The 22,518-nt window shown below is 42.1% G+C and carries 20 protein-coding genes and 2 pseudogenes; 9 read left to right on the forward strand and 13 right to left on the reverse strand.

The window, feature by feature from the left end:
- Positions 1-4 precede the first annotated feature (4 nt).
- Positions 5-211 (forward strand): 2-hydroxymuconate tautomerase family protein, encoded by a 207-nt coding sequence (locus PTE_RS10570; protein WP_036846083.1) that lies wholly within the window; start codon positions 5-7, stop codon positions 209-211.
- Positions 212-334: 123 nt separating this feature from the next.
- On the opposite strand, the gene tnpA is transcribed toward PTE_RS10570, so the two are convergent.
- On the reverse strand, positions 335-739 hold the full coding sequence (gene tnpA / locus PTE_RS10575) for an IS200/IS605 family transposase (protein ID WP_036846086.1): 405 nt from the start codon (positions 737-739) through the stop codon (positions 335-337).
- Between the two features lie 79 nt (positions 740-818).
- Between tnpA and PTE_RS26005 the strand changes: the two are divergent.
- From PTE_RS26005 to PTE_RS10600, 5 genes and pseudogenes are all read left to right on the forward strand, one after another.
- Positions 819-1,570 (forward strand): annotated as a pseudogene (locus PTE_RS26005) (RNA-guided endonuclease InsQ/TnpB family protein); the annotation flags it as partial.
- 408 nt (positions 1,571-1,978) lie between these two features.
- Positions 1,979-2,653 (forward strand): helix-turn-helix transcriptional regulator, encoded by a 675-nt coding sequence (locus tag PTE_RS10585; protein WP_036846089.1) that lies wholly within the window; start codon positions 1,979-1,981, stop codon positions 2,651-2,653.
- A 74-nt stretch (positions 2,654-2,727) separates the two neighbouring features.
- Entirely contained in the window at positions 2,728-3,732 is a 1,005-nt protein-coding gene (locus tag PTE_RS10590; RefSeq protein WP_036846092.1) for a LacI family DNA-binding transcriptional regulator, read from the forward strand.
- A gap of 118 nt (positions 3,733-3,850) precedes the next feature.
- Positions 3,851-5,305, forward strand: coding sequence for a Na+/H+ antiporter NhaC (gene nhaC, locus PTE_RS10595; RefSeq protein ID WP_036846095.1), 1,455 nt, complete (start codon positions 3,851-3,853; stop codon positions 5,303-5,305).
- The gene (locus tag PTE_RS10600) at positions 5,292-6,467 is read left to right on the forward strand and encodes a MalY/PatB family protein (RefSeq protein ID WP_036846098.1); all 1,176 of its coding nucleotides are present in this window, start codon (positions 5,292-5,294) and stop codon (positions 6,465-6,467) included. Before nhaC ends, PTE_RS10600 begins: the two co-directional genes overlap by 14 nt.
- A 253-nt stretch (positions 6,468-6,720) precedes the next feature.
- On the opposite strand, the gene PTE_RS10605 is transcribed toward PTE_RS10600, so the two are convergent.
- Positions 6,721-6,933, reverse strand: coding sequence for a helix-turn-helix domain-containing protein (locus PTE_RS10605; protein ID WP_207627001.1), 213 nt, complete (start codon positions 6,931-6,933; stop codon positions 6,721-6,723).
- Between the two features lie 884 nt (positions 6,934-7,817).
- Between PTE_RS10605 and PTE_RS10615 the strand changes: the two genes are divergently transcribed.
- The 3 genes and pseudogenes from PTE_RS10615 to PTE_RS27245 form a co-directional block, all read left to right on the forward strand.
- Positions 7,818-8,492, forward strand: a complete 675-nt coding sequence (locus PTE_RS10615) for a helix-turn-helix transcriptional regulator (RefSeq protein WP_036846104.1) — start codon at positions 7,818-7,820, stop codon at positions 8,490-8,492.
- 34 nt (positions 8,493-8,526) lie between these two features.
- Positions 8,527-9,207: a helix-turn-helix transcriptional regulator gene (locus PTE_RS10620; protein ID WP_036846106.1), complete on the forward strand. Its 681-nt coding sequence runs from the start codon at positions 8,527-8,529 to the stop codon at positions 9,205-9,207.
- A 63-nt stretch (positions 9,208-9,270) separates the two neighbouring features.
- Positions 9,271-9,477: pseudogene (locus PTE_RS27245) on the forward strand (hypothetical protein); the annotation flags it as partial.
- A 24-nt stretch (positions 9,478-9,501) separates the two neighbouring features.
- On the opposite strand, the gene PTE_RS10625 reads toward PTE_RS27245, so the two are convergent.
- The 11 genes from PTE_RS10625 to PTE_RS10675 all read right to left on the reverse strand — a co-directional run bounded on the left by PTE_RS10625 (position 9,502) and on the right by PTE_RS10675 (position 22,279).
- A complete protein-coding gene (locus PTE_RS10625; RefSeq protein WP_036846109.1) occupies positions 9,502-10,992 on the reverse strand; it encodes an insulinase family protein in 1,491 nt (496 codons plus the stop codon).
- Between the two features lie 178 nt (positions 10,993-11,170).
- Positions 11,171-11,878, reverse strand: a complete 708-nt coding sequence (locus PTE_RS10630; RefSeq protein WP_036846112.1) for a HAMP domain-containing protein — start codon at positions 11,876-11,878, stop codon at positions 11,171-11,173.
- A gap of 235 nt (positions 11,879-12,113) precedes the next feature.
- Positions 12,114-13,133, reverse strand: a complete 1,020-nt coding sequence (gene dppF, locus PTE_RS10635; protein ID WP_036846115.1) for a dipeptide ABC transporter ATP-binding subunit DppF — start codon at positions 13,131-13,133, stop codon at positions 12,114-12,116.
- Positions 13,130-14,110, reverse strand: a complete 981-nt coding sequence (dppD, locus tag PTE_RS10640) for a dipeptide ABC transporter ATP-binding protein (RefSeq protein ID WP_036846118.1) — start codon at positions 14,108-14,110, stop codon at positions 13,130-13,132. The genes dppF and dppD overlap by 4 nt, the downstream gene beginning before the upstream one ends.
- Before the next feature lie 12 nt (positions 14,111-14,122).
- On the reverse strand, positions 14,123-15,022 hold the full coding sequence (gene dppC / locus PTE_RS10645) for a dipeptide ABC transporter permease DppC (RefSeq protein WP_036846121.1): 900 nt from the start codon (positions 15,020-15,022) through the stop codon (positions 14,123-14,125).
- A gap of 10 nt (positions 15,023-15,032) precedes the next feature.
- On the reverse strand, positions 15,033-16,052 hold the full coding sequence (gene dppB / locus PTE_RS10650) for a dipeptide ABC transporter permease DppB (protein WP_036846124.1): 1,020 nt from the start codon (positions 16,050-16,052) through the stop codon (positions 15,033-15,035).
- 214 nt (positions 16,053-16,266) lie between these two features.
- Positions 16,267-17,877, reverse strand: a complete 1,611-nt coding sequence (dppA, locus tag PTE_RS10655) for a dipeptide ABC transporter periplasmic-binding protein DppA (protein ID WP_036846126.1) — start codon at positions 17,875-17,877, stop codon at positions 16,267-16,269.
- Positions 17,878-18,490: 613 nt separating this feature from the next.
- Positions 18,491-19,738: an ATP-grasp domain-containing protein gene (locus PTE_RS10660; protein WP_036846129.1), complete on the reverse strand. Its 1,248-nt coding sequence runs from the start codon at positions 19,736-19,738 to the stop codon at positions 18,491-18,493.
- A gap of 1 nt (position 19,739) precedes the next feature.
- On the reverse strand, positions 19,740-20,669 hold the full coding sequence (locus PTE_RS10665) for an EamA family transporter (RefSeq protein ID WP_036846131.1): 930 nt from the start codon (positions 20,667-20,669) through the stop codon (positions 19,740-19,742).
- Positions 20,670-20,771: 102 nt separating this feature from the next.
- On the reverse strand, positions 20,772-21,335 hold the full coding sequence (locus PTE_RS10670; protein WP_036846133.1) for a phosphoribosyltransferase family protein: 564 nt from the start codon (positions 21,333-21,335) through the stop codon (positions 20,772-20,774).
- Positions 21,336-21,337: 2 nt separating this feature from the next.
- Entirely contained in the window at positions 21,338-22,279 is a 942-nt protein-coding gene (locus PTE_RS10675) for a cysteine synthase family protein (RefSeq protein WP_081738203.1), read from the reverse strand.
- Positions 22,280-22,518: the final 239 nt, after the last annotated feature.

A 22,518-nucleotide genomic window follows, 5' to 3' on the forward strand; every position in this document is an offset into this window, starting at 1 on the left:
GTTTATGCCGTTTGTGAATATCAGAATTACCCGTGAAGGTGCTACAGCAGAGCAAAAAAAGCAATTAATTGAAGGAGCTACCCAGTTACTGGTCGATGTATTGGGAAAAAATCCTGCAACAACCTTTGTTATTATTGATGAAGTTGAAACTGATAACTGGGGAATTGGCGGTAAAAATGTAACTGAACTCAGAGCCGAGGCTAAAAAATAGTCTTCCGAGCATGATAAAGGGCGGTATTCCCCTGAGGGATCCCCATCTTTTCCTCCAAAGGGTACTCCCGCCGACATAAGGCGGGAGGGGAATTTGGACGGGCTTGAAAAGTCCGTATCAACATCAGCCACGCTGATGCTGAATGTATTGTTTAACCACTTCCAACGGAGCACCTCCGCACGAACCGGCAAAATAAGAGCGTGACCACAATACTGGCTTGCCGTATGCACCACGCAAATCCAGAAACTCATTACGCAAACGTCGTGATGTGACCGCTTTCAGCGAGTTGACCAGCACTGAGAACCGAACTGTCGGCGGGTATTCAATCAGCATATGGACGTGATCAGATTCACCGTAACTTTCTTTCAACTCTGCACCAAAATCGCGACAGATTTCCCCCGCATACTGATGAAAGGCTGCGTAGTGTAAATCCCCGAGTATTTTCCTCCGGTATCTGGTGACGAAAACAAGATGAACATGCAGAAGAAAAGCCGCCTGCCTTGAACGGTTGATTTTGTATTTTTGCATTGAAATTAACCGAATATTCAGTAGGATAGTGCATAAAATTACTCCACACTGAATGCAGATGCTCATCCTGAAAGCCTACAAATTCAGACAATCGCAGGATGTACAGGGCAAGATAAAAAATGTGACCGTCAGCCAACGAGCTGGACATTGGTACATCTCATTTCAGGTAGAAATTGAAACAGAGACTCAGATTCACCCGGCAACCACAATGATTGGCCTGGATGCCGGCGTCACCAAACTTGCTACCCTGTCAGACGGGACGATATTCGAGCCGGTTAACAGTTTTAAAACAAATCAGAAAAAGCTGGCAAAGCGCCAGTATCAGTTAAGCCGCAAGGTCAAATTCAGCAATAACTGGCAGAAACAGAAACGTAAGATACTGCGTCTGCACGCCAGTATAGCCAACATTCGCAAAGACTACCTTCACAAAGTCACCACGACTATCAGCAAAAACCACGCGATGATCGTCATTGAAGACTTGAAGGTGAGCACTATGTCAAAGTCTGCGAAAGGTAAGGCAGAACAGCCCGGTCGTCACGTCCGTGCAAAATCAGGCTTAAATCGTTCAATACTGGATCAGGGCTGGTACGAAATGCGCCGACCTATACCCGTCAGCGATGCGCTTGCTGTGGTCATACAGCAAAAGAAAATCGCCAGTCACAAAGTCAGTTCGAGTGTCAGGTATGTGGATACACCACGAATGCCGATGTAAACGGTGCGTGTAATATTTTAGCGGCAGGGCATGCCGTATTTGCCTGTGGAGGAAGGGGGCATTCAGGCCGTCCGTTGAAGCAGGAACCTGACACTGAGCGATCAGCAGTTACCCACTAACGGGGAGCCCCCTCCTGAGTCACGAAGAGTGAAGGTGGGGGAGGATGTCAATGAAGTATTACCCTAAAAAATTAGGGAATATTGCCGTTACTCGGTTATAAGCAAGACCTAAAATTGATATATAAATCACATTTTCACACTTCATGAAACCGGTTACATGAACAGCAAACTTATCTCACATTCCACCTAAACTGGATTTGTTACTCTATTGTAACAAACAATTTGAAACTGGAGTTTGAACTTTATGATTAAGAACAATCTTAATCTGGGACCACTCATGCTATTGAAATCATAGCAATACTATAACTTCCAATTATGAGGGAGTAATTCCCTATATAACGAATAGCTGTTCTTATTGATTGTTGAAAGACTTTTCTACTTATATTCAATAATTATTGAAGGTCATATATGAGTCAAATTACTCCTCAGTTAACAAATATGTGGGATAGAAGTCATGAATCATGGTTTGTAAAAGATAAGAAATTTCATTTTATATATGCAAACAAAGTATTTATTAAACTAAGTAAGTTACCTGAACACTTTAATGTCACAGGATATACTGCCAAAGAATTACCTACACCGTTTAATCATCTTGTTCACCTTTTTGAAGAACATGACCGTAAGGTATTACAATCTATGCAACGAGTATCCTCTATTGGGGCTTATCTTCAAAGTAATAACCAACAACTCAAGCCCTATTTTTGCGAAAAATACCCGTTAATGGATGAAAAGAATCACTGTATTGGAATAATTTGTCACATTAAAGAAATAAACCATTTTTCAGTCCACCATTATATTAAAAATGATACAACTATATCTGTTAAGCTTAACCCCCCCAATAATATATTGACAGAAAAAGAATGGATAATAATCTTTTTATTCTGCCGCGGCATCAGTAATCAATGTATTGCTTATGAAATGAAAATTTCATACCGTACCGTGGAAAAGTACTTCCAAGATATCTATGAGAAATTATCAATCGGATCAATTATTGAATTGAAACTATTTTGCGAAAAAAATAATTATAATCTATATATTCCACCAAAATACTTTAAATCTATGAACCATTTTTTGCTGGATTAAGAATGATGCCTGTGCTCTATATTATTCTATTAATTGGGATATGATTTATTTTACATAACTGCTGAGGAGAAAGCATGACTACTATGAAAGACGTAGCATATCAAGCTGGAGTATCCGTAGCCACTGTAAGCCGCGTCATCAATAGTACGGCTTATGTCGAACCAGGCACCCGTGAGCGTGTAGAAAAAGCCATGCGTGAGCTCAATTATCACCGTAATTTTGCCGCACTTGCACTGGCAAAACGATGCGGGAACATGTTGGGTTTACTCACTGGCAATCTGGCTGATCCTTTTTTTTCCCTTTTGGCGCGAGGGGTTGAAAAAATTGCCCGGAAGGAAGAGGTCAAGCTGATGGTTTGTAGTGGAGGATATCAAGCCGAACTTGAGAGATCTGCCTTAGATTTTTTAATTAATCAGGGATGCGAAGCAATAGTCGCTCATGTTAGTAGAATGAGCGATACAGATGTATTACGTTATGCCGCTCATACGCCAGGATTAGTGATTATTAATCGATATTTCCCTGCTATCGCCAACCGGTGCATTTGGTTAGATAATGTCAGTGCTTCTCAGGCTGCTACCCACTATCTTCTTCAAAATGGTCATCGAAAAATTGCTTGTATAACAGCAGATCTACCAATCGATAATAGAAGGCTCCGCCTGGAAGGGTATCATGCCGCAATGACTAATGCGGGTATCACAGTACCTGGCAATTGGGTTATTAGCGTTCCATTCAACGAAAAGGGTGGGGAACTGGCAACAAAAAAGCTCTTAGACAGCGGCATCGGCTTTACTGCGGCGGTAACATTTAATGACGTTATGGCTGCCGGTATGATGCGATCCCTACATCAACGGAAAATCAAATTACCAGAACAACTGTCGATTGTTGGGTTTGATGATATTGTCCCGGCCCAATATCTCTATCCACCCTTAACTACCATACACAACCCAATAGAACGAATGGCTCAGAGGGCCGCTAATCTGGCATTGCAGATCAATGCCAAAAAAGAAGTAGCTCCACAAATGAATATGTTCTCAGCCGAACTTGTCATCAGAGATTCCGTTTTTCTAATAGAGAAATAAAAAGCATCACACATAAACATAAGAGTAAAGAACAAGTAATATCTGTCACATCTCATTCAAAATAAATTCATTATTCTATTCTGTTTCAATAATTCATCTGGAACTGGAGTTTTAAAATATGGATGACAAGAAAAAGATTAATCTGGGACTTGCCATACTGCCAATCGCAGCAATGCTCTTACTATTGGTTATTGGGTATGGTCAATTGAATTTACGCATCGAATCCCTATTGCTCATATCAGCAGGAATAGCAGCTACCTTGGCATATTGGCAAGGCTATCGCTGGAATGACATTATCGATGCTATTGTGGCAAAGCTAGCTAAAGCAATGCCGGTGATGATGATACTGATTTGCGTAGGCGGGTTAATTGGGACCTGGATGTTCAGCGGAACCATACCTTACATGGTGTATTGGGGGTTAAAGCTGATTAGCCCTCAATACATACTTATTGCTGCTTTCTTTATCACGAGCGTTATCTCAGTTTGTACCGGTACGTCATGGGGGGCAGCCGGAACAGTTGGCGTAGCGCTAATGGGCGTCGCCGCTGGCCTCGATGTGCCTCTGGCGGCAGCGGCGGGCGCGGTTGTTTCAGGTGCGTATTTCGGTGATAAAATTTCACCGTTATCTGACTCGACTAACTTCGCTGCCATCGTCGCCGATACCGATCTTTACAGTCATATTCAACATTTGATGTATACCACTATTCCCGGCTTTGTTTTAGCCGCTATTGTTTATTTTATTGCGGGTCATACAAGCTTAACAGGTAGCGTAGCAACACCTGAAAAAGTCACAGACATCCTTCAATCTCTTGAAAGCCTGTATCACTTCAATTTATTGATGATTTTGCCACCAATACTGGTTTTGTGGGGAGCAATAACAAAACGGCCGGTGATACCCGTCATGCTGGCTGGCTGTGCATTGGCTATTGTGCTTGGTATAGGTCTCCAGGGACTCACCCTTAAACAGGGCCTTAATGTGTTGATAGAGGGTTTCAATCTCTCTATGTTCTCTGATCAGAGACACAATATCACCGGGGTTGTTAGCGACGTCCCACGTCTGCTCAATCGGGGGGGCATGTCTTCGATGATGAGTACCATCCTGCTTGCATTTTGTGCATTCGCGTTCGCCGGTGCTTTAGCACTCACTGGCGCCCTGACCGTCATCATCAACTCACTTCTACAAGTTGTTCGCACAACAGGGCAACTTATCGCTGCAACCCTGGCAACCACTATTCTGGTAACGGGCGCAACCTGCAACGGAAAGTTGGGTCTCCTCATCCCGGCGGAGCTGTTCAAAGGGGCCTATCATCGTATGGGACTGGATAATAAAAATCTGTCACGGACAATAGAAGATGGCTGTACCGTCATAGAACCGTTAATCCCCTGGACTGCTGCCGGTATTTATATGGCGACTACATTGGGTGTCAGTACGCTTGATCTGCTACCTTGGGCTATCCAGTGCTATGCTGCCGTCTTCCTGGCTCTCATCTATGGCTTTACCGGTTTTGGTATTGCAAGAGTCACACCGGAAAATGCCCTGAATAAAAAGGAAACCCAACGTGAAATCGCCTGATTTCAACCAGATAATCGATCGCCACAATACAAGCTCTGTTAAGTGGGACTTTTTAGGTCGTGACTTGCACTTAGACAAAACTGACCTGCTTCCAATGTGGGTGTCCGATTTCGATTTTCAATGCCCGGAAGCGGTCCTGCAAACACTCTACTCCCGAATTGAACATGGCATCTTCGGTTATAGCGAACGCGACGATCACTATTACCAGGCGGCAATAGACTGGTTTTCAAGGCACCATAAATTGACCTTGTGCCACGACTGGTTCACGTCAATAGAAGGTGTCATACCTGGACTGGCTTTACTGATACAGATGCTGAGTAAACCGGGGGAAGGTGTGGTTGTACAAGGGCCCTATTATGCTTCATTCGCCAAAATTATTACTATGAACGGCAGAATGATGATTGAAAACCCACTTCTTGAAAGTCTGGACGGTTATAAGATTAATTATGATCATCTGGAACAGATGTTGGAGCAACACAGACCACCTCTGCTAGTGTTATGTAATCCACATAACCCTACGGGTAGATGCTGGAATAGTGACGAACTACTCCGGCTATTGATACTCTGCAAAAGGTACGGTACGACCGTAATTTCCGATGAAATTTGGGCTGATTTAATTTTGCCTGGGGAGAAATTCACCTCAATACTGCATCTGGGGAACGAATGGCATAGCAACGTCATTGCCGCCACCTCAGCAAGTAAAACATTTGGACTCTCATCACTTCGTATATCGAACTTTCTCATTCCAGATCCCGGCCTTCGGCGTGCCTTTAAAGCGCGGCTGGATGCTCATGGACTGGATGTATTCAACGCGCTATCTATGACTGCGGCTACAGCCGCATATCAACATGGGGATGTATGGCTTGATGAACTACAACATTACCTGGCAGAAAACCGTTGCTGGTTCGGGCAGGCTTTAACGTCTGCCGTTCCCTGGTGCCGAATGACTAAAGCGGAAGGTACATATCTGGCCTGGCTGGATTGTCGCGATTTGGGCTTGGATGATGACACCCTGCAACGGGCCTTATTACAAAAAGCCAAAATAGTCGTTTCAATGGGATGGAGTTTTGGTGATAAGGGTGAAGGGTTTATCAGAGTAAATTTAGGTTGTCCCCGCGAATACCTTGAAAAGGCAATTGCTGGTTTGGTTCAGGTAACATGATTAAAATAAAAAGGTATCCACGGAATTAGTAGAAATATAGGTGGATGTCAACACAAGATAAAAAATTAACGATTAATGTAGAAAAGGCATTCCGATGATAAATATCCTGAATTGGCCTGATTATATATTTTAATCAGAGCGCGATAACAAAAACAAAGCAGGGCGTTAATAGCTCTGCTTTTATTCTATTATCCTACCTGAAACTTTCCACAAGACATAAGATAAATTTCAGGTAATTAATCTCTTTTCATTATTATTTAGAATATCTACTTGGCCATATTTTGAAAGGCTCACAGCCTAAAGCGGTAGCAATGAGTCGTTCACCCTTAGGCCAGGGCCGGTGCAGGGCATTACTTAACGTGGATGATGCGAGCCCCGCTTCTCTTGAAACAGCAGATAATGACGTTCCCCGTTTTTTAAGTCCCGCAATAATATCCGCTGGGTGCCAGTCGATTTTTACAATCATTTCTTTCTTCTCTCCTCAGTTTGGTTATTCAAGGTGCTATATTCATACTCTCTTCAGATTGATATTTTTATGTTGTTACAGCTTTTTCCCTGAGTCCGCATTGGGCGGAATGCTAAAAAATGGCTGTACAAAAACATTAAACCCCGCCAAGTACAGCCAAATATTCTCCGAATAGGAAAATGTTATGTCTAACGACAAAAAGGTCATAAATGAACGTTAAATGTTCAGGAATGTTCTTTTGCGGATACTAAAATGTTTAAAAAGTTTAGTTATTTTTGTAAATGCTGTAAACGTATGAAATACTTTAACGAATGTCTTAAAAGAAGCTCTTCAGTTACGAGGAATGACACCAACAAAGTTAGCTCATTGGCTCGTATTCCATATTTATGTACAGATAAAGATGATGATCTATTTGCAATATCAATATCTCAAAATGACTTATTTGAGGAAGGGGCAACTATGGTTGTTAACAAGCAGGGAAAAGGAAACGGTTTTTTTTCTTATTGAAGATTATTCAATTCACGTGTAGAAGAAAAACTTCTAAATGATCACGCCAGGTTCCGATTTGATACCAAATTTAAAAATTTTTATGTGACATATAGCAACATAATATCTCATATCTTTATAAAACAATCCATCTTAACAGATTGCAATGTTATGTGCGTTCAATTTTTAACTGGTAAAATAAATCACTTAAATAACTTTCAATAAAAATAATATTTTTTTATTATGCTATTTAGTACTGATAATACCATCATGAAATTAATGAACATACAGTCTTTGGCTGGATAATTGTTATACTATATTATATAGTTAAGTTATTTTATGTATAACCAGAAAACAATTCATTCAGATAATGACTTAATCATAATTAAGGAGTTACTATGTCAAATAATATCGATCAGAAATTAATTCATATGTGGGAAAAAAGTCATGAACCTTGTGGAGTTAAAGATCTGCAATCAAGGTTTATCTATGCTAATCCGGCTTTCTATCAACTGCTCAACTTGCCCGAAGATTTCGATATTACGGGGCTTTCAGCAGGAGAATTACCCTCATCTATTGCAGAATATGAAAAAGAATATTACCGTCAGGATCAAAAAGTTATTCAAACTATGCAAAAAGTATCTTCAATGGAAACTCATCCATTTGGAGAAAATAAAACTAAGCAAACCTATATTTGTGACAAATATCCCCTTTGTGATGAAAAGGGGGATTGCATGGGGATTATTTTTCACATGTCCAAAATTCAAAACTTTTCTACGGCTTACTACTATGAAAGAACATCTCCGGTGACGCAGGAATTCACACCGCCTAACGATATACTGACGCAAACTGAGTGGGAAGTGCTCTTTTTGACTCTGCGCTTACTGGATGAAGAAAGTATCAGCGAAGCATTAATGATGAATACAGAGGATGTTGTTAATCATATTCAGTCAATTTACCGAAAATTCAATTTGTCCTTACATGCAGAACTAAAGGATTTCTGTAAAGAAAATAAACTTGATCTCTATTTCCCTGAAAGATTTGTCACTATTGGTAGTAGAGAATTAAGCTGATTAATGTCATTTAAACATAATAAGGAATGATGATATGAATAATAAAGTAATCATTTCCCCTCAAATCATTAACACAATGCAGCAAAGTAATGAGCCCTGGGGGATCAAAGATAAAAATTCATGCTTTATTTATGGCAATCTGGCACTTAAACATCTTGAAAATCTGCCAGACTCATTTGATTACGAAGGGCGATATGATTATGAACTTCCTTGGGATGGTGCTGAGTTTGCAAAGGAATTTGTTCTTCATGATCAAAGTGTAATGAAGAGCGAAACAACAGTATGTTCGCTTGAAACACATATGTTTGGCAAAGATAAATTTTTATCATCTCATTTTTGTGAAAAATACCCACTATATAATGATGAAAACGAATGTGTCGGAATCATTTTCCACGGACGGGAAGCCCAGGATTTCTCATTAACCCGTCTATTTTATGGAAAACTCCCTGCATCTATTATATTTCAACCACCTACTCATTTATTTACTCCACGGGAATGGGATGTCATTTTTCTCTCTTTACATAAAAATACCAGTAAACAAATTGGCAGAATATTAAACATTTCCTACCGTACTGTTGAACACTATACGGCACAAATATACAGAAAGGTTGGTGTTAAGTCTGCTCAGCAATTGGAGGAATATTGTCGCTTTAATGATTATGATCTTTATGTACCCAAAAGATTTTTACATCCTGAAAGCAGTATTTTGGTTTGAATCTCAAATTTTAGCGATGTTCACGGCAGGAAGTGGCCGAACTGAGTTATCGTTATATGCTCGCAGATTGAGAAAAAATCGACCGGCAATGAAAAGCCCCCGGAGTTTGCGTTGGATGTGGCGGCATTAGGCGGTATGTATGCGCATAAAATTATGCTGGTGGGCACTGAAACCGGCGTGGGGGTACGTAATGCCGGCAACATTGGTGCCGCGGCGGGTGAAGTGCATATTACCGCGGAGGGCCGGATTGAAAACCGGGGAACCGTCAGCGGTATCCCCACCCTTTTTACTGCCTTAAGAAGCCTTTTCTTCTGGCTTAAATACCGGCGGCTGTGCCTGTGCCGGAGTATCAATCTTATGTGGCTCCAGCGACATAATCTGATTAAAACCATTTCTTAACTGGTTTACATCCACTTCTGCTTCCCCTTTCGGCTGAATCAGAACAAACGCGACTTCTTGTGAAAGGATCTGTTTCAGTTCATGGTTAAGCATTTCAGGTGTCAGGGAAGCTAAAAATGCTTGTCTCAGACGTTGATACTGTTCAGGAGCAATATCCACAACATTACTTTGTTGAGACAAAAGACGCTGATTAATCAGAATATCCGTGCTGGTATGGGCATACATGGCAAACAATTGGCTGAGTTGGGCTTGTTTCTGCGCATACAGCTCATCAAACTGTGCCTTTGGCAACCCCTTATCACGGAGTGTTACCAATTCAGCCGCCAGATACTCCATCGCCGGTTTTAAATTACCTGCCGACGTGTTGAGATTCAGAGCACAACTCGCACGCTGATACTGAACTTTGCAATCCAGCCCCAGTTTCAGCGCCTTATCATTTCTTCTCTCCAGCCCAAGTTGCAGGTAACGATAAAGTGCCTCACGGGTAATATCACTGATCCAATAGCGGCTCAACACATGTGAATCATTCATCGGCTGCCAGTTGAGATCCCAAATCAAGGATAAGGTATCTTCTTTCTTTTTGTCACTGATCATCCCTAGCGTATCCGGTTTCATAGGTAACAACGCCGCGATCGTTGCCGGAGTATGGCGCTTACCCTTCAATGATGAAAACACCTGGTTGATATTTTCCAGTAAAGTTCGGCTATCCACGTGGCCCGCGATATACAGCGTCATCATGTCAGGGGTATACCACTGCCGGTAAAATTGTTTAAGTTTATCCAAATCGATAGGTTGAGCAGTGGCCTGTGCCGGATCATGCCCCAACAACGTTGAACCTTGTAAACGTCTACGCCACACCGGGTCTTGTATATCTTGAGGATAGGTCGCTACCGATGTACCCGCCATTTTCATGGCATGTTGTAGTGTCTCTGGTGTAAATACCGTTTTACCCGCCGCGTCAGCCAGCCAACTCAACGCACTTTTTAACAGTTCAGGACGATTATGCGGCAAACTCAGGCTATAAAGCGTGAAATCATATGAAACAATTGCAGGAGGCAGCGGGTATTTAGGATCGACGGCACTATTCCATAATTGTTCCAGTTTGGCGGAAGACAAACTTTTACTGCTGAATAACGCGACTTTCGGAATCAACCAGGTATAACCCGTTTGCTGAGTTTTTTCCGCCAGCGAACCTGTTTTCACTACAAGGCGCAACTGTATTCTGTCGTTAGGACGTTGTGGCGTCTGCAAAATTTGCCAGTTAAAACCGTTTTCCAGTTTGCCTTGTTTCCAGGCAGGGTCAGGTTGCAAAGCTTCTGCCTGCACCTGGCCCACAATGACCAGCATTATCCCACCAATAAAATAACGAATTTTCGTACCCTGCATGTGAACCCCTATAGATGTCTATCCTTGGTTTTAGCCTTCGGCGGTTTAACCAGTGATGACAGAATATGTTCCCTTCGACCAATAACAACGGCAGAAAAAGCAAAAACCTGAGTTTTAGCAGGTGAAATCCTGTCAGAATTATAACTGAGGGTTAGACCTCAAACCGCCCCGGATGGTTTCATGATGACGGAGGTTTATGTTTATCAAATTGACGATTATATCCCCTGATCAACAGACCCAGTTCATCATCCTGGTGGCCTTTCGGGCAAATCATTGGCTCAGGTGGTTGATCGTTATTAAGATCCCGCGCAATGTTACGCAATGGGTGCACAATAATCCGGTTGATACACCAGCTTATCGACACAGTCAGAATAAGCGCTAACAATAAATACGTTGTCAACATCAGTGCCAACGCATTAATAGCAAAACGATATACCCGATTAGAATCCACCTGTAAAATCAAATGCCCCAGCGGTTTAGCATCTATTGGCACGGAACCATAAGCATGGAGGGGAATACTCACCTCCACAGGGATCCCAAAAATACGTTTAGCCAATTCGGGAATTGGACGATGGGTGGCAAAGCTCAATCGTATCACCCGGATATCCTCCGGTAACACCACATCTGCCCGCCCTAAAATACCCGCAGTACGTAGCCCTATCAGTAACTCTTTTGCTTTACTGAGATCGGAACTGAGCAGCGCTTCGGTTAAAGGCACCTGGACCTGAACTGCCGCATGATTAAGCTGACTGATATAATCATCTTTACGTTGCTGTATAAGATGACACAATTGAATAGTAATAAAAATAGCAATGGTCACCAGCGTGACGCCGGTCACTGCGGCCATCTGTTTAATGGTTAACGAACGTTTGACGCGCAATTTCATTTTCACTCAAACCAATGCCTATGAGATATCGCAGTTATAACATGTGATCAGTGGAATTGAGTATACTTGATTTTATCGCTAACAGCCCTGTTTCACTTATCCAAGTCGTTATTTTTCTGAAATAATTACCTTTAATGGCTGTCTGTGACGACTAAAGACAAAAGTAAATATTTAAATGGTGATAATGGTTACACCATTATCACCAAGAATGTTTTAACTCATGCTGACCAAGCAATTACTCCACCGCAACATTTTCATCCTGATCAACGGCAAAACAGGCAATCAGTTGCTCACCATATTGATTCAATTTTGGCTGAAACTGCGTACAGGTGCTAAATGCCCGACGACAACGAGCCGCAAACGCACAACCGGGTGGTGGATTCATCGGGCTTGGCAATTCACCTGTCAATTTTATCCGTTCACGGCGTAATTCAGGATTTAGTCTTGGCGTTGCTGATAACAGCGCCTGTGTATACGGATGACGTGGATTACTGAAAATCATCTCCTTATTGCCTTTTTCCACACAGCGGCCAAGGTACATCACCATCACTTCATCAGCGATATGCTCAACCACAGATAAGTCATGGGAAATGAACACATAAGACAACCCTAAATCCTGCTGCAAATCCATCATCAGGTTCAACACCTGTGCCCGCACCGAGACATCCAGCGCAGAAACCGGCTCATCCGCGATCAACACATCCGGGTCCAACATCAAACCACGGGCAATCGCGATTCGCTGGCGCTGACCACCAGAGAACATATGCGGGTAACGGCTGTAGTGTTCGGTTTTCAACCCGACTTTCGCCATCATCTGCAACACTTTCTCTTTACGCTCATGCGTATTCAGTTTGGTATTGATCAGCAAAGGTTCCTCCAGGATTTGCCCAACTTTCTTACGCGGGTTGAGCGAACCATAAGGATTCTGGAACACAATCTGGATTTTCTGGCGGCGCAACTTTTCAGCATCTTTATTTGGCACCAGCAGATCCTGCCCCTGATAATAAAGTTCACCGTCAGTTGGCTTTTCTATCATGGTCAGCAATCGCCCCAATGTGGATTTACCACACCCCGATTCACCAACCACTGCCAGCGTTTTGCCTTTCTCCAGTTCGAAAGAGATACCATCCAATGCTTTTACAGTACGAGCAGGTGAAAATAATCCCCCTTTAATCGGGTAATATTTTTTCAGTTCTGTCGCTTTTAACAACGGCACCGTTGATGTTTCCCGCGCCTGATAAATATGTTCACTCATATTGTCGGCCTCCCCGCATCATCCAGCGGTGTATGGCATTTCACCTGACGTTCCCCTACCGTTCGTAATTCCGGCTCCATCTGGCGGCAATGGTCATTAGCATATGGACAACGCGGATTCAGCAGGCAACCAATAGGCCGGTCATATTTCCCCGGTACAACGCCCGGCAAAGAGGCAAGACGGGATTTATCCGTAGCAAATTCAGGTAATGCCCTGAGCAGCGCCTGAGTATACGGATGACGTGGCGCACGGAAGATTTCTGATGCCTTACCGGATTCCACCACCTGCCCGGCATACATCACGATAATATGATGGGCAGCTTCTGCGACTAATGCCAGATCATGAGTAATTAATACCAGCGCCATATTTTCCCGTTGTTGCAACTCCAGCAACAGTTCAATAACCTGCGCTTGAATGGTGACATCCAAAGCCGTTGTTGGTTCATCAGCAATCAGCAATTTTGGCCGGCAAGCAATGGCCATTGCAATCATCACCCGTTGGCTCATACCACCGGATAATTGGTGCGGATAAATATCCAGACGCGATGCAGGATCAGGAATACCAACCAATGTCAGCAGATCAATCGCCCGCTGGCGGCGGGTGCGACGGTTGCCACCCTGATGCACTTTCAGCGCCTCCATAATCTGATATCCAACGGTATAACAGGGATTCAGGCTGGTCATCGGATCCTGAAAGATCATTGCCACTTCCGCACCAACCAGCTGGCGGCGCTCTTTCTCCGAGATTTTGGTCAGATCACGCTGGTTAAATTCCAGTTTGTCAGCCATCACCCGGCCCGGATAATCAATCAACCCCATGACTGCCAATGAACTGACTGACTTACCGGAACCGGATTCTCCGACAATCCCGACAACCTGCCCCTGCTCAACACGGTAGCTGATGCGATCAACAGCGCGGAATGGCGCATCTTCTTCACCGAAGTGAACCGATAATTTTTCTACATTTAACAATGCCATTTCGCTACCTCACTACTGCTTAAGTTTAGGATCAAGCGCATCACGCAAACCGTCACCCATCAGGTTAAACGCCAACACTGTCAACAGAATCGCCAGACCTGGGAAAGTCACCACCCACCAGGCACTTTGTGCAAACTGCAATACATCAGACAACATTGTTCCCCATTCCGGCGTGGGTGGCTGCGCCCCCATTCCCAGAAAACCCAAAGCAGCCATATCGAGAATGGCATTGGAAAAACCTAAAGAAGCCTGCACAATCAGCGGTGCCAGGCAGTTAGGCAGGATATTGATAAACATCTGGCGCATGGAACTCGCACCCGCCACTTGTGAAGCCGTGACATAATCACGGTTAACCTCCACCAGCACCGCAGCACGAGTTAAACGGATGTAATGGGGCAAAGCCACAAAGGTCAGCGCCAGAGACGCATTGACAATTGACGGCCCAAATATCGCCACCAGCACCAACGCCAACAGCAGGCTTGGCAATGCCAGCATAATATCAACGATACGCATGATGATAATATCCACCACGCCACCGAAATAACCTGCCAGCACCCCCAGTACAACCCCCATTAATAGGGATAACACCACAACCAGGCATCCCACCAGCAGTGAAAGCCGGGCACCATACATCAGACGCGAAAGTAAATCACGACCGACATCATCAGTACCAAGAATAAACTGCCAGCTTCCCCCTTCCTGCCATACCGGCGGAGTCAGCAAGGAATCACGGAACTGCTCCGCCGCACCATGCGGCGCGAGAACCCCCGCTAACAAGGCAATCAACAACATCAGCACAATATACACCAGGCCGGCAACCGACCCCTTATTGCGCTTAAAGTAATACCAGAACTCCTGCATCGGCGTCATAATCTTAGGCGCATTGTTTGCAGGCTCAGTCACTTGAGACATAATGCGCTCCCTATTTCTTATGACGGATACGCGGGTTAACTACGCCGTACAGCACGTCAACCACCAGGTTAACCAGGATAATCATGATCGCCACCAGCAATACCCCTCCCTGAACCACCGGGTAATCCCGGCGTTGAAGGGCATCGATCAGCCAGCGTCCAAGCCCCGGCCAGGAGAAGATGGTTTCAGTCAGAATTGCCCCCGCCAGCATGATACCCACCTGCAAGCCGATAACGGTCACAACTGGCAGCAGCGCATTGCGCAACGCATGAACCACAATCACACGGATGCGGCTCAAGCCTTTAGCGCGGGCAGTACGAATATAATCTTCACCCAATACTTCCAACATAGAAGAGCGGGTCATGCGGACAATCACTGCCAGAGGAATCGTCCCCAGGACAATGGCAGGTAAGATCATATGCATCACGGCATCTTTGAAATCACCTTCTTCACCCCAGAACAGGGTGTCGATCAGCATAAAGCCCGTCAGCGGATGACTGTCATCAAGGAAAATACTGTCACTTACCCTCCCGGACACCGGTGTCAGATCCAACTGGACAGAAACCAGCATGATCAACATGATCCCCCACCAGAAGATCGGCATGGAGTATCCGGTCAGAGAAAGACCTATCGCGGTATGATCAAAAACCGATCCACGCTTTACTGCCGCCAGCACGCCAACCGGAATACCGACCGCAATAGCGAACAGCATGGCGCATATCCCCAGTTCAAGGGTTGCCTGGAAACGGGGAACAAATTCTTCCCACACAGAGATACGACTTTTCATGGAGACACCCAGATCACCATGTAACACATTACTTACATAATGAAAGTATTGCTGCCAGAGTGGCTTATCTAGCCCCATTTCAGCCATTAACTGAGCATAGCGCTCAGCAGATATTCCACGTTCCCCGGCCATAATGGTCACCGGGTCTCCGGGGATCATATGGACAAAAGCAAAAGTCAGCAAAGTAATGCCAATAAACGTTGGGATAACTAGCCCCAGACGTCGGAGTATGAACTGCAACATATTCCGAACTCTCTTTATTTAAATGCCGGTTACAGCTCTCAGGCCGTTTGGCTTGATAAGGGAGAGGACTTTCCCCCTTTCGCTCACAACTCAATGAATTCCTTGCCTCTACTTTTCTTGTTAGCTTTCCTCCAGCGATGACTGGCTGGGAAAAACCACCATCTCCGCTAAAAAAATCAGGGAGATGGCATATCACAGCCGAGTAAAAACAGGATTATTCAAGAGACACGTTATCGAAGCGATGTTTATTACCCAATGGCTCGACCACATAACCTTTAACTTCTTTGCGGATGGGTTCATAAACAACGGAGTGAGCAATGATCAATGCCGGAACCTGCTCGTGCATCACAACCTGTGCCTGTTTATAAAGCTCGATACGTTTGGCGTGATCAGAAGCCACACGCGCCGGCTGAATAATGTCCTCAAACGGCTTGTAACACCATTTAGAGTAGTTGGAACCCCGTTCTTTAGCTGCACAGCTAAACAAGGTTGCGAAGAAGTTGTCCGGATCACCATTGTCACCAGTCCAACCCATCATCACAGTTTGATGCTCTCCGTCTTTAGCCCGTTTCAGGTATTCCCCCCATTCGTAGCTGACAATTTTGGCCTTAACACCAATTTTCGCCCAGTCAGCCTGGATCATTTCAGCCATACGGCGCGCATTAGGGTTATACGGACGCTGTACCGGCATTGCCCACAGATCAATGGTGAAGCCATTTTCCAACCCGGCTTCTTTCAATAACTGCTTCGCTTTTTCCGGATCGTATGGATAGTCTTTAATACTATCGTTGTAACTCCATATCGTCGGCGGGATCAGGTTTTTCGCTTTCTGACCCGCGCCCTGATAAACCGCCTCAACAATAGCGTCTTTATTTACAGACATCGTCAACGCCTGGCGAACTTTAACGTTATCCAGTGGTTTTTTGGTGACGTTGAAAGAAACATAACCAACGTTCAAACCAGGCTGCTCCATCATGACGATATCTTTATCCTGCTTCATACGGGCAATATCAGCCGGATTTGGATATGGCATGATCTGACATTCATTTTTCTGTAGTTTTGCATAACGAACAGAAGCATCAGGGGTGATGGAGAAAACCAAGCGGTCAACTTTTGCTTTATCCCCCCAGTACTCTTTGAACGCTTTATACAGAATGCGGGAATCTTTCTGATATTGCAGCAACTGGAATGGTCCCGTACCAATTGGGTTCAGGTCTACGTTCTGCGGTGTACCGGCTTTCATCATTTTATCTGCATATTCCGCAGACAGAATAGAAGCGAAGTCCATCCCTATATCAGCCAGGAATGGGGCTTCCGGGCGGCTAAGCTCAAACCGGACAGTATAATCGTCTACTTTTACAACCTTATCGATCATCTCACTCATACCCATACCAGTGAAATACTCATAGCTGCCACCTGAGACTTTATAGTACGGGTGATTTGTATCTTTCTGACGCATAAAAGAATAGATCACATCGTCGGCATTAAAATCACGGCTTGGCTTAAACTCTTTGTTAGAGTGCCATTTAACGCCTTTTCTCAGATGAAAAGTATACGTCTTGCTATCATCACTGACGTCCCACGTCTCCGCCAATCCAGGTATGATTTCAGTCGTACCTGCTTTGAACTCAACCAAACGGTTAAACAGTGGTATCGAGCTGGCATCATAAGTGGTGCCAGTGGTGAACAATTGTGGGTTAAATCCTTCTGGTGAACCTTCAGAACAGTAAACCAATGTTTTTGCCTGAACGCTGGCGGTTACTGCCAATGCAACCAAGCTGATCCCCAGCTTTAATAACCCTGTTTTTCTAGAGGAAGTTGTCATTCTCTTGCACTCCATTTGTGATGTTGTTGTGTACAGCCAGAACCTGCATTTTCTGCCAGGAACTACACTGTTTGGGTATTGTTTGTTATTTTTCGGCTTATCAATTAAGCAACTGTTGTCCCCTGCGTCAATAAGATCTCAACAGATGTCATAAACAACAGAAAAACACAAAAGAAACCAATAATTAACAAAATTAGCACAAAAACATGACATGATGCACATTTTGTAGCCAAAAAGACCATAAAAAGGCAATAGTTGCAGTATGAATAACTATTGATCAATATGAAATATTTGTGACCATGCGACTAATTAATAAACGATTGTTCCGATAGAAAAGAGGATAGATGGCATAAAATGCTGTGTGCTAAATAAAACCAACACTGGACAAGTAAATTAAATAGGCATGATACTAATAACATTATTTAATAATAAAAATCGGTTACCCGTTTATCTAATTTTATATCCGCTGATTTCATTAAATCATTAAATAATGCACTGACAAACAGATGAGCTCCAAACTGCTAATATCCCAAATTACGTTTCCGATCAACGGCCATACCATAATCAAGCATAGCCGTTGAAAAGTGTAACCAGATGAACATATCCACAACAATTAAATATTTTTCAAATACCCACCAGATTCTTCAATTCTTCTGATTTTTTCGTAATCTTGTTTAATTACATCCTTATCATGATGAATTAAATAAACCGTTCCGGGTTGGCTAAAAACATCTTTAGTTATTTCAATTTCATCACCTTCATCAACATAAAAAACAACCTCATAGAAAGAAGATAATTTCTTTAATTCCTCTATAAAAGAATTTGCGGTAAATATACCAAGACGATGGTTAATCAAACATACATTATAGGAATGATTAATCAGGGTATAATCTTCTGCTTGTATAGCCTTATTAAAATTTTCCGGTTCGGCGATAGACATAGCAGAAGCACTAATTTGCCCTAAACCTGTTGTTAATTTGGCGATCGCAGGTCGCAATATTCCGTCCATTCTCGCCGCAATTTCAACCAATTTGGGGCCATCAGGTGTTAACATTACCTCAGCATGGCTGGGACCATTGAATATACCTAAAGCAAGTACAACTCTTTTGGTATATTCAACTAAAACATCATACTCTGGATGGGAGGAATCAATAATGTCATCGATATCATAGATTATGCTACCCGTGTCAAGCCTGCGCTTTTTATATTTTACCACTTCCGTAACTAATTGATTGCTATTAAGAGACACCATATTAACGACATATTCAGTCCCTTTCAGAAACTCCTGTATTAAGACATGGTTATTACAGAGATTAAGTTTATTAGATTTCCCCAATATTTTATAAAAAGCCTCCTTGGCAGAACGCTCATCTTCGCAGATATAAACACCATCAGAACCTGCACTCTCTAATGGTTTAAGCACGATAGGAAAATTACCAAAAGTTCTAATCCATTGCTCCGCAGTATGCCAATCTGAGAATTTACCTTGTTCTGCCGCAGGAATTCCATATTTTCTCAGCGTGTCAATCATCTCATACTTATTGCGCCTTGCAGAGGTCTTAATAAAATCATTTTTATAATCTAATTCAAAATGATTATTAAGTTTATCTGCAAGAGAAACACCACTTTCACTCCCTGCAATAATAAATTCAACACCCTGTTCTTTAAGGAAGTTTACTGTATCGACTATATTGTAATAAACATAATGCTCTTTATAGATTGAATAATCGAAACCTTTATAATAATAACTATGTAAATCTGATTTCGAGGCTATATGCAAGAGACGACAGCCCTTTTCATAAAGTTCTTTCGCCATAAACTTACCAGAAGAAAAACCATCTACAATAGCAACCTTTTTCATTTTATACCTCACTATACCCTTTGGTCTTTTTTATCTTACTAATACCAAGAACGGTTAACAAAGAAACTATAACCAAAACTGCAATCAGACTTTCAATAGAAAAAGCTATACGCGAATCAAGATATTGAAAACAAATAACAAATACGGGTATTAGCAATAATAGTAAAGAAACATGAAGCGGTTTAATGGCATTAATTGTTTTCTGTATAAGATAGATTGGCAGTAAGTGCCCGATAATCACCAGAATAAACATCGGAAGAATCATTTCGATATTCAAACCAAAAGAAACATCGGATAGTGAAATATAACAAAACGAAAGTATAACCATTAAAATATTTCTAACAGACAATATCTCATATGTTTTCCATTTTTCCTTGAATAATTTCTTAGAAAAAATAGTGTATAATACGGTTCCCACCGCACTGAATATCACACTGACAATGCCGATAATTCTATCCTGGATTGAAGTCGATGATAAACCACTATTTCCCAAAAATGAATTTACCAGCATAATGCCTACCCCAACTAAAACCAACCAGGATATGACAACTTCCAGTTTTTCCGTTTTCGCCTCATCTTTATCTATCAAAGACGAGAGAAGGATAGTTATTGCCGGACCACAAGCCACTGAAGCCACGCCAACTATAGCAGGCTCAAGAAAACGAAGTGAAATTATTAACCCTCCCCAATTTAATAAAACTGAGACATTAATAATTAACACTAACAATGTGTTATTACGGACCTTTAATATTAATTCATCAATCCCCTTGAAGATACTTATCGCCATAAACAACAAAGTCGATGACATAAAACAATAAAAAATAACAATAGCCGAGTTTATCGATTGCGTTAAATACGCAACAAACACATCAAACGCGGCACTTATGAGACAAAAAACAATCCCATATATTACGCCATTATATGAAGACATATATCACCTATTGATCTCTTTCTCCAAAAATTAAACTGTTTACTCTGAATTCCTTTTATTATTTCAAATTTATCTTTAATTACGGTTGTTTTCATATTTATTTTACTCAATAACTGTAACTTTTTCATTCTCAAGATAAATTTTCATAATCGTTTTCACTTCTATGCCGGTTTTATCTTTCACTTTTATTTTGCCATTATTCTGGATTTTCTCTACCGCACATATAACATCTTTAACCTCACCACCACTCTTTTGCACCGATTCTATAAGAGATATTACCGCGCCCCCTGTACTTAAAGTATCATCTATAATAGCAACGCGATCACCTGGCTCTATGCCATTAAGATACATTTTCCCTTCAAAATACTCGGAACTAATCTGTACAACATTATGATTAAGCTCATCCAAACAATAGGGATACCATCTAGCCATTGCCAATGGTATTCCCGTAAAGAGAGAAATAGCGGTTGCCAGCGGAGCACCTTTGTCCTCTTCTGTGACAATCTTGTCTATTTCAAGATCCATTAATTGAATTATCTTATGAGCAACTTCTATCAAAACCTCAGGTCTTAACGCAGGTAACTGGTCCGTAAATTCATTGACTGTTGTAAGTGTTTTTCCAGAATTAATCACTCGCGCGTTTTTATAAATGTCTTTTAATAACATGCTCAATATTCCTTATATTCAGGGTAAACACCATCCCAACGACTCTTATATTTCCAAGCACTGTCAAAGAATAAAGTGATCAATACTTTATTATGTAATTTTTGCAGCATTCTCTCACACACCAATAAATTGGCACCACACGTAGGACCTATGCCAAGATCATCAGTTAATATAAACGCTTTCATTCTATTCCAAGCTTCATCCCCTTCGACTGTATGCACTTCATCAACTAACTCTGGAACAGTATTAACCGATAGCACACCCGCACCAAGCCCCATCAGATTATGATGATGATGTTCAAAATGAATACCTTTCCTCATTGCATATAGCGGGGCAGAACTGCTTACTTCAATACCAATCGTTTTTATATTGCTATATTCCCTTTTCAAAATTTCAGCAATACCAGAGAAAGTTCCGCCGGTACCTATTGAGCAAATAAAATAGTCAGGGATAATATTATTTTCTCTTAACTCCTTAACGATTTCCTCTCCACAGACATTCCAGGCTTCCTTATTTAACGTTGTGCCTGACTGGTCAAGGAAAAAGACATCATCTTTATCTTTAGCGTAATCTTTTGCTGCTGAAACTGCTCCATTAAGAAATAGTTCCTTAGGTGTCTCATAAATCTCTGCACCATAAAACCTTATCTGCTCTTTACGCTCATCTGTCATGCCTTCAGGCATGAATATTTTTATCTTATATCCTTTTTCTCTTCCTATCCATGCTAATGCTGCCCCACCATTTCCTGTCGAACAGTCAATTAGCGTCATGCCTTGCTGTATTTTACCTTCCTTCTCAAGAGTATTAACAATATGTAAGAACGTTCTGTCTTTGTGACTTCCTGTAGGGTTCCGATATTCACACTTCGAAAATACTCTATTACCGTTTATTTTTAACTTATCAATCTCGAGTAAAGTTGTATTACCTATATCACTTAGTTTCACATTTATATTCCATTTCATGTTTTTAGAAGAAGACATTCATACACTATTATTATGTTTTTTCAAACAAGTAATTCAATGAATGAGATATATTTCTCAGATGAACAAATTAAGCATTATTTATCATAAAATTAACTTCATAAATGGCAATATAACAACGAATATATTAAATACTATTGATAGTGGATAAATGTTATTTTTTTATAATGATATTATTAGATATCAAAATATCTCGATATACT

The organism is Photorhabdus khanii NC19 (genome assembly GCF_000517265.1).
In the GTDB taxonomy this organism is placed as follows: domain Bacteria; phylum Pseudomonadota; class Gammaproteobacteria; order Enterobacterales; family Enterobacteriaceae; genus Photorhabdus; species Photorhabdus khanii.

Excerpts from the sequence above, each read along its gene's own strand:
- PTE_RS10570 (WP_036846083.1), top strand. The coding sequence starts at position 5 with ATGCCGTTTGTGAATATCAGAATTACCCGTGAAGGTGCTACAGCAGAG.
- PTE_RS10585 (WP_036846089.1), top strand. The coding sequence starts at position 1,979 with ATGAGTCAAATTACTCCTCAGTTAACAAATATGTGGGATAGAAGTCAT.
- dppB (WP_036846124.1), bottom strand. The coding sequence starts at position 16,052 with ATGTTGCAGTTCATACTCCGACGTCTGGGGCTAGTTATCCCAACGTTT.
- PTE_RS10605 (WP_207627001.1), bottom strand. The coding sequence starts at position 6,933 with ATGATTGTAAAAATCGACTGGCACCCAGCGGATATTATTGCGGGACTT.
- dppF (WP_036846115.1), bottom strand. The coding sequence starts at position 13,133 with ATGAGTGAACATATTTATCAGGCGCGGGAAACATCAACGGTGCCGTTG.
- PTE_RS10660 (WP_036846129.1), bottom strand. The coding sequence starts at position 19,738 with ATGAAAAAGGTTGCTATTGTAGATGGTTTTTCTTCTGGTAAGTTTATG.
- nhaC (WP_036846095.1), top strand. The coding sequence starts at position 3,851 with ATGGATGACAAGAAAAAGATTAATCTGGGACTTGCCATACTGCCAATC.
- PTE_RS10625 (WP_036846109.1), bottom strand. The coding sequence starts at position 10,992 with ATGCAGGGTACGAAAATTCGTTATTTTATTGGTGGGATAATGCTGGTC.
- dppA (WP_036846126.1), bottom strand. The coding sequence starts at position 17,877 with ATGACAACTTCCTCTAGAAAAACAGGGTTATTAAAGCTGGGGATCAGC.
- tnpA (WP_036846086.1), bottom strand. The coding sequence starts at position 739 with ATGCAAAAATACAAAATCAACCGTTCAAGGCAGGCGGCTTTTCTTCTG.
- PTE_RS10620 (WP_036846106.1), top strand. The coding sequence starts at position 8,527 with ATGAATAATAAAGTAATCATTTCCCCTCAAATCATTAACACAATGCAG.
- PTE_RS10615 (WP_036846104.1), top strand. The coding sequence starts at position 7,818 with ATGTCAAATAATATCGATCAGAAATTAATTCATATGTGGGAAAAAAGT.
- PTE_RS10590 (WP_036846092.1), top strand. The coding sequence starts at position 2,728 with ATGACTACTATGAAAGACGTAGCATATCAAGCTGGAGTATCCGTAGCC.
- dppC (WP_036846121.1), bottom strand. The coding sequence starts at position 15,022 with ATGTCTCAAGTGACTGAGCCTGCAAACAATGCGCCTAAGATTATGACG.
- PTE_RS10630 (WP_036846112.1), bottom strand. The coding sequence starts at position 11,878 with ATGAAATTGCGCGTCAAACGTTCGTTAACCATTAAACAGATGGCCGCA.
- PTE_RS10670 (WP_036846133.1), bottom strand. The coding sequence starts at position 21,335 with ATGTTATTAAAAGACATTTATAAAAACGCGCGAGTGATTAATTCTGGA.
- PTE_RS10665 (WP_036846131.1), bottom strand. The coding sequence starts at position 20,669 with ATGTCTTCATATAATGGCGTAATATATGGGATTGTTTTTTGTCTCATA.
- dppD (WP_036846118.1), bottom strand. The coding sequence starts at position 14,110 with ATGGCATTGTTAAATGTAGAAAAATTATCGGTTCACTTCGGTGAAGAA.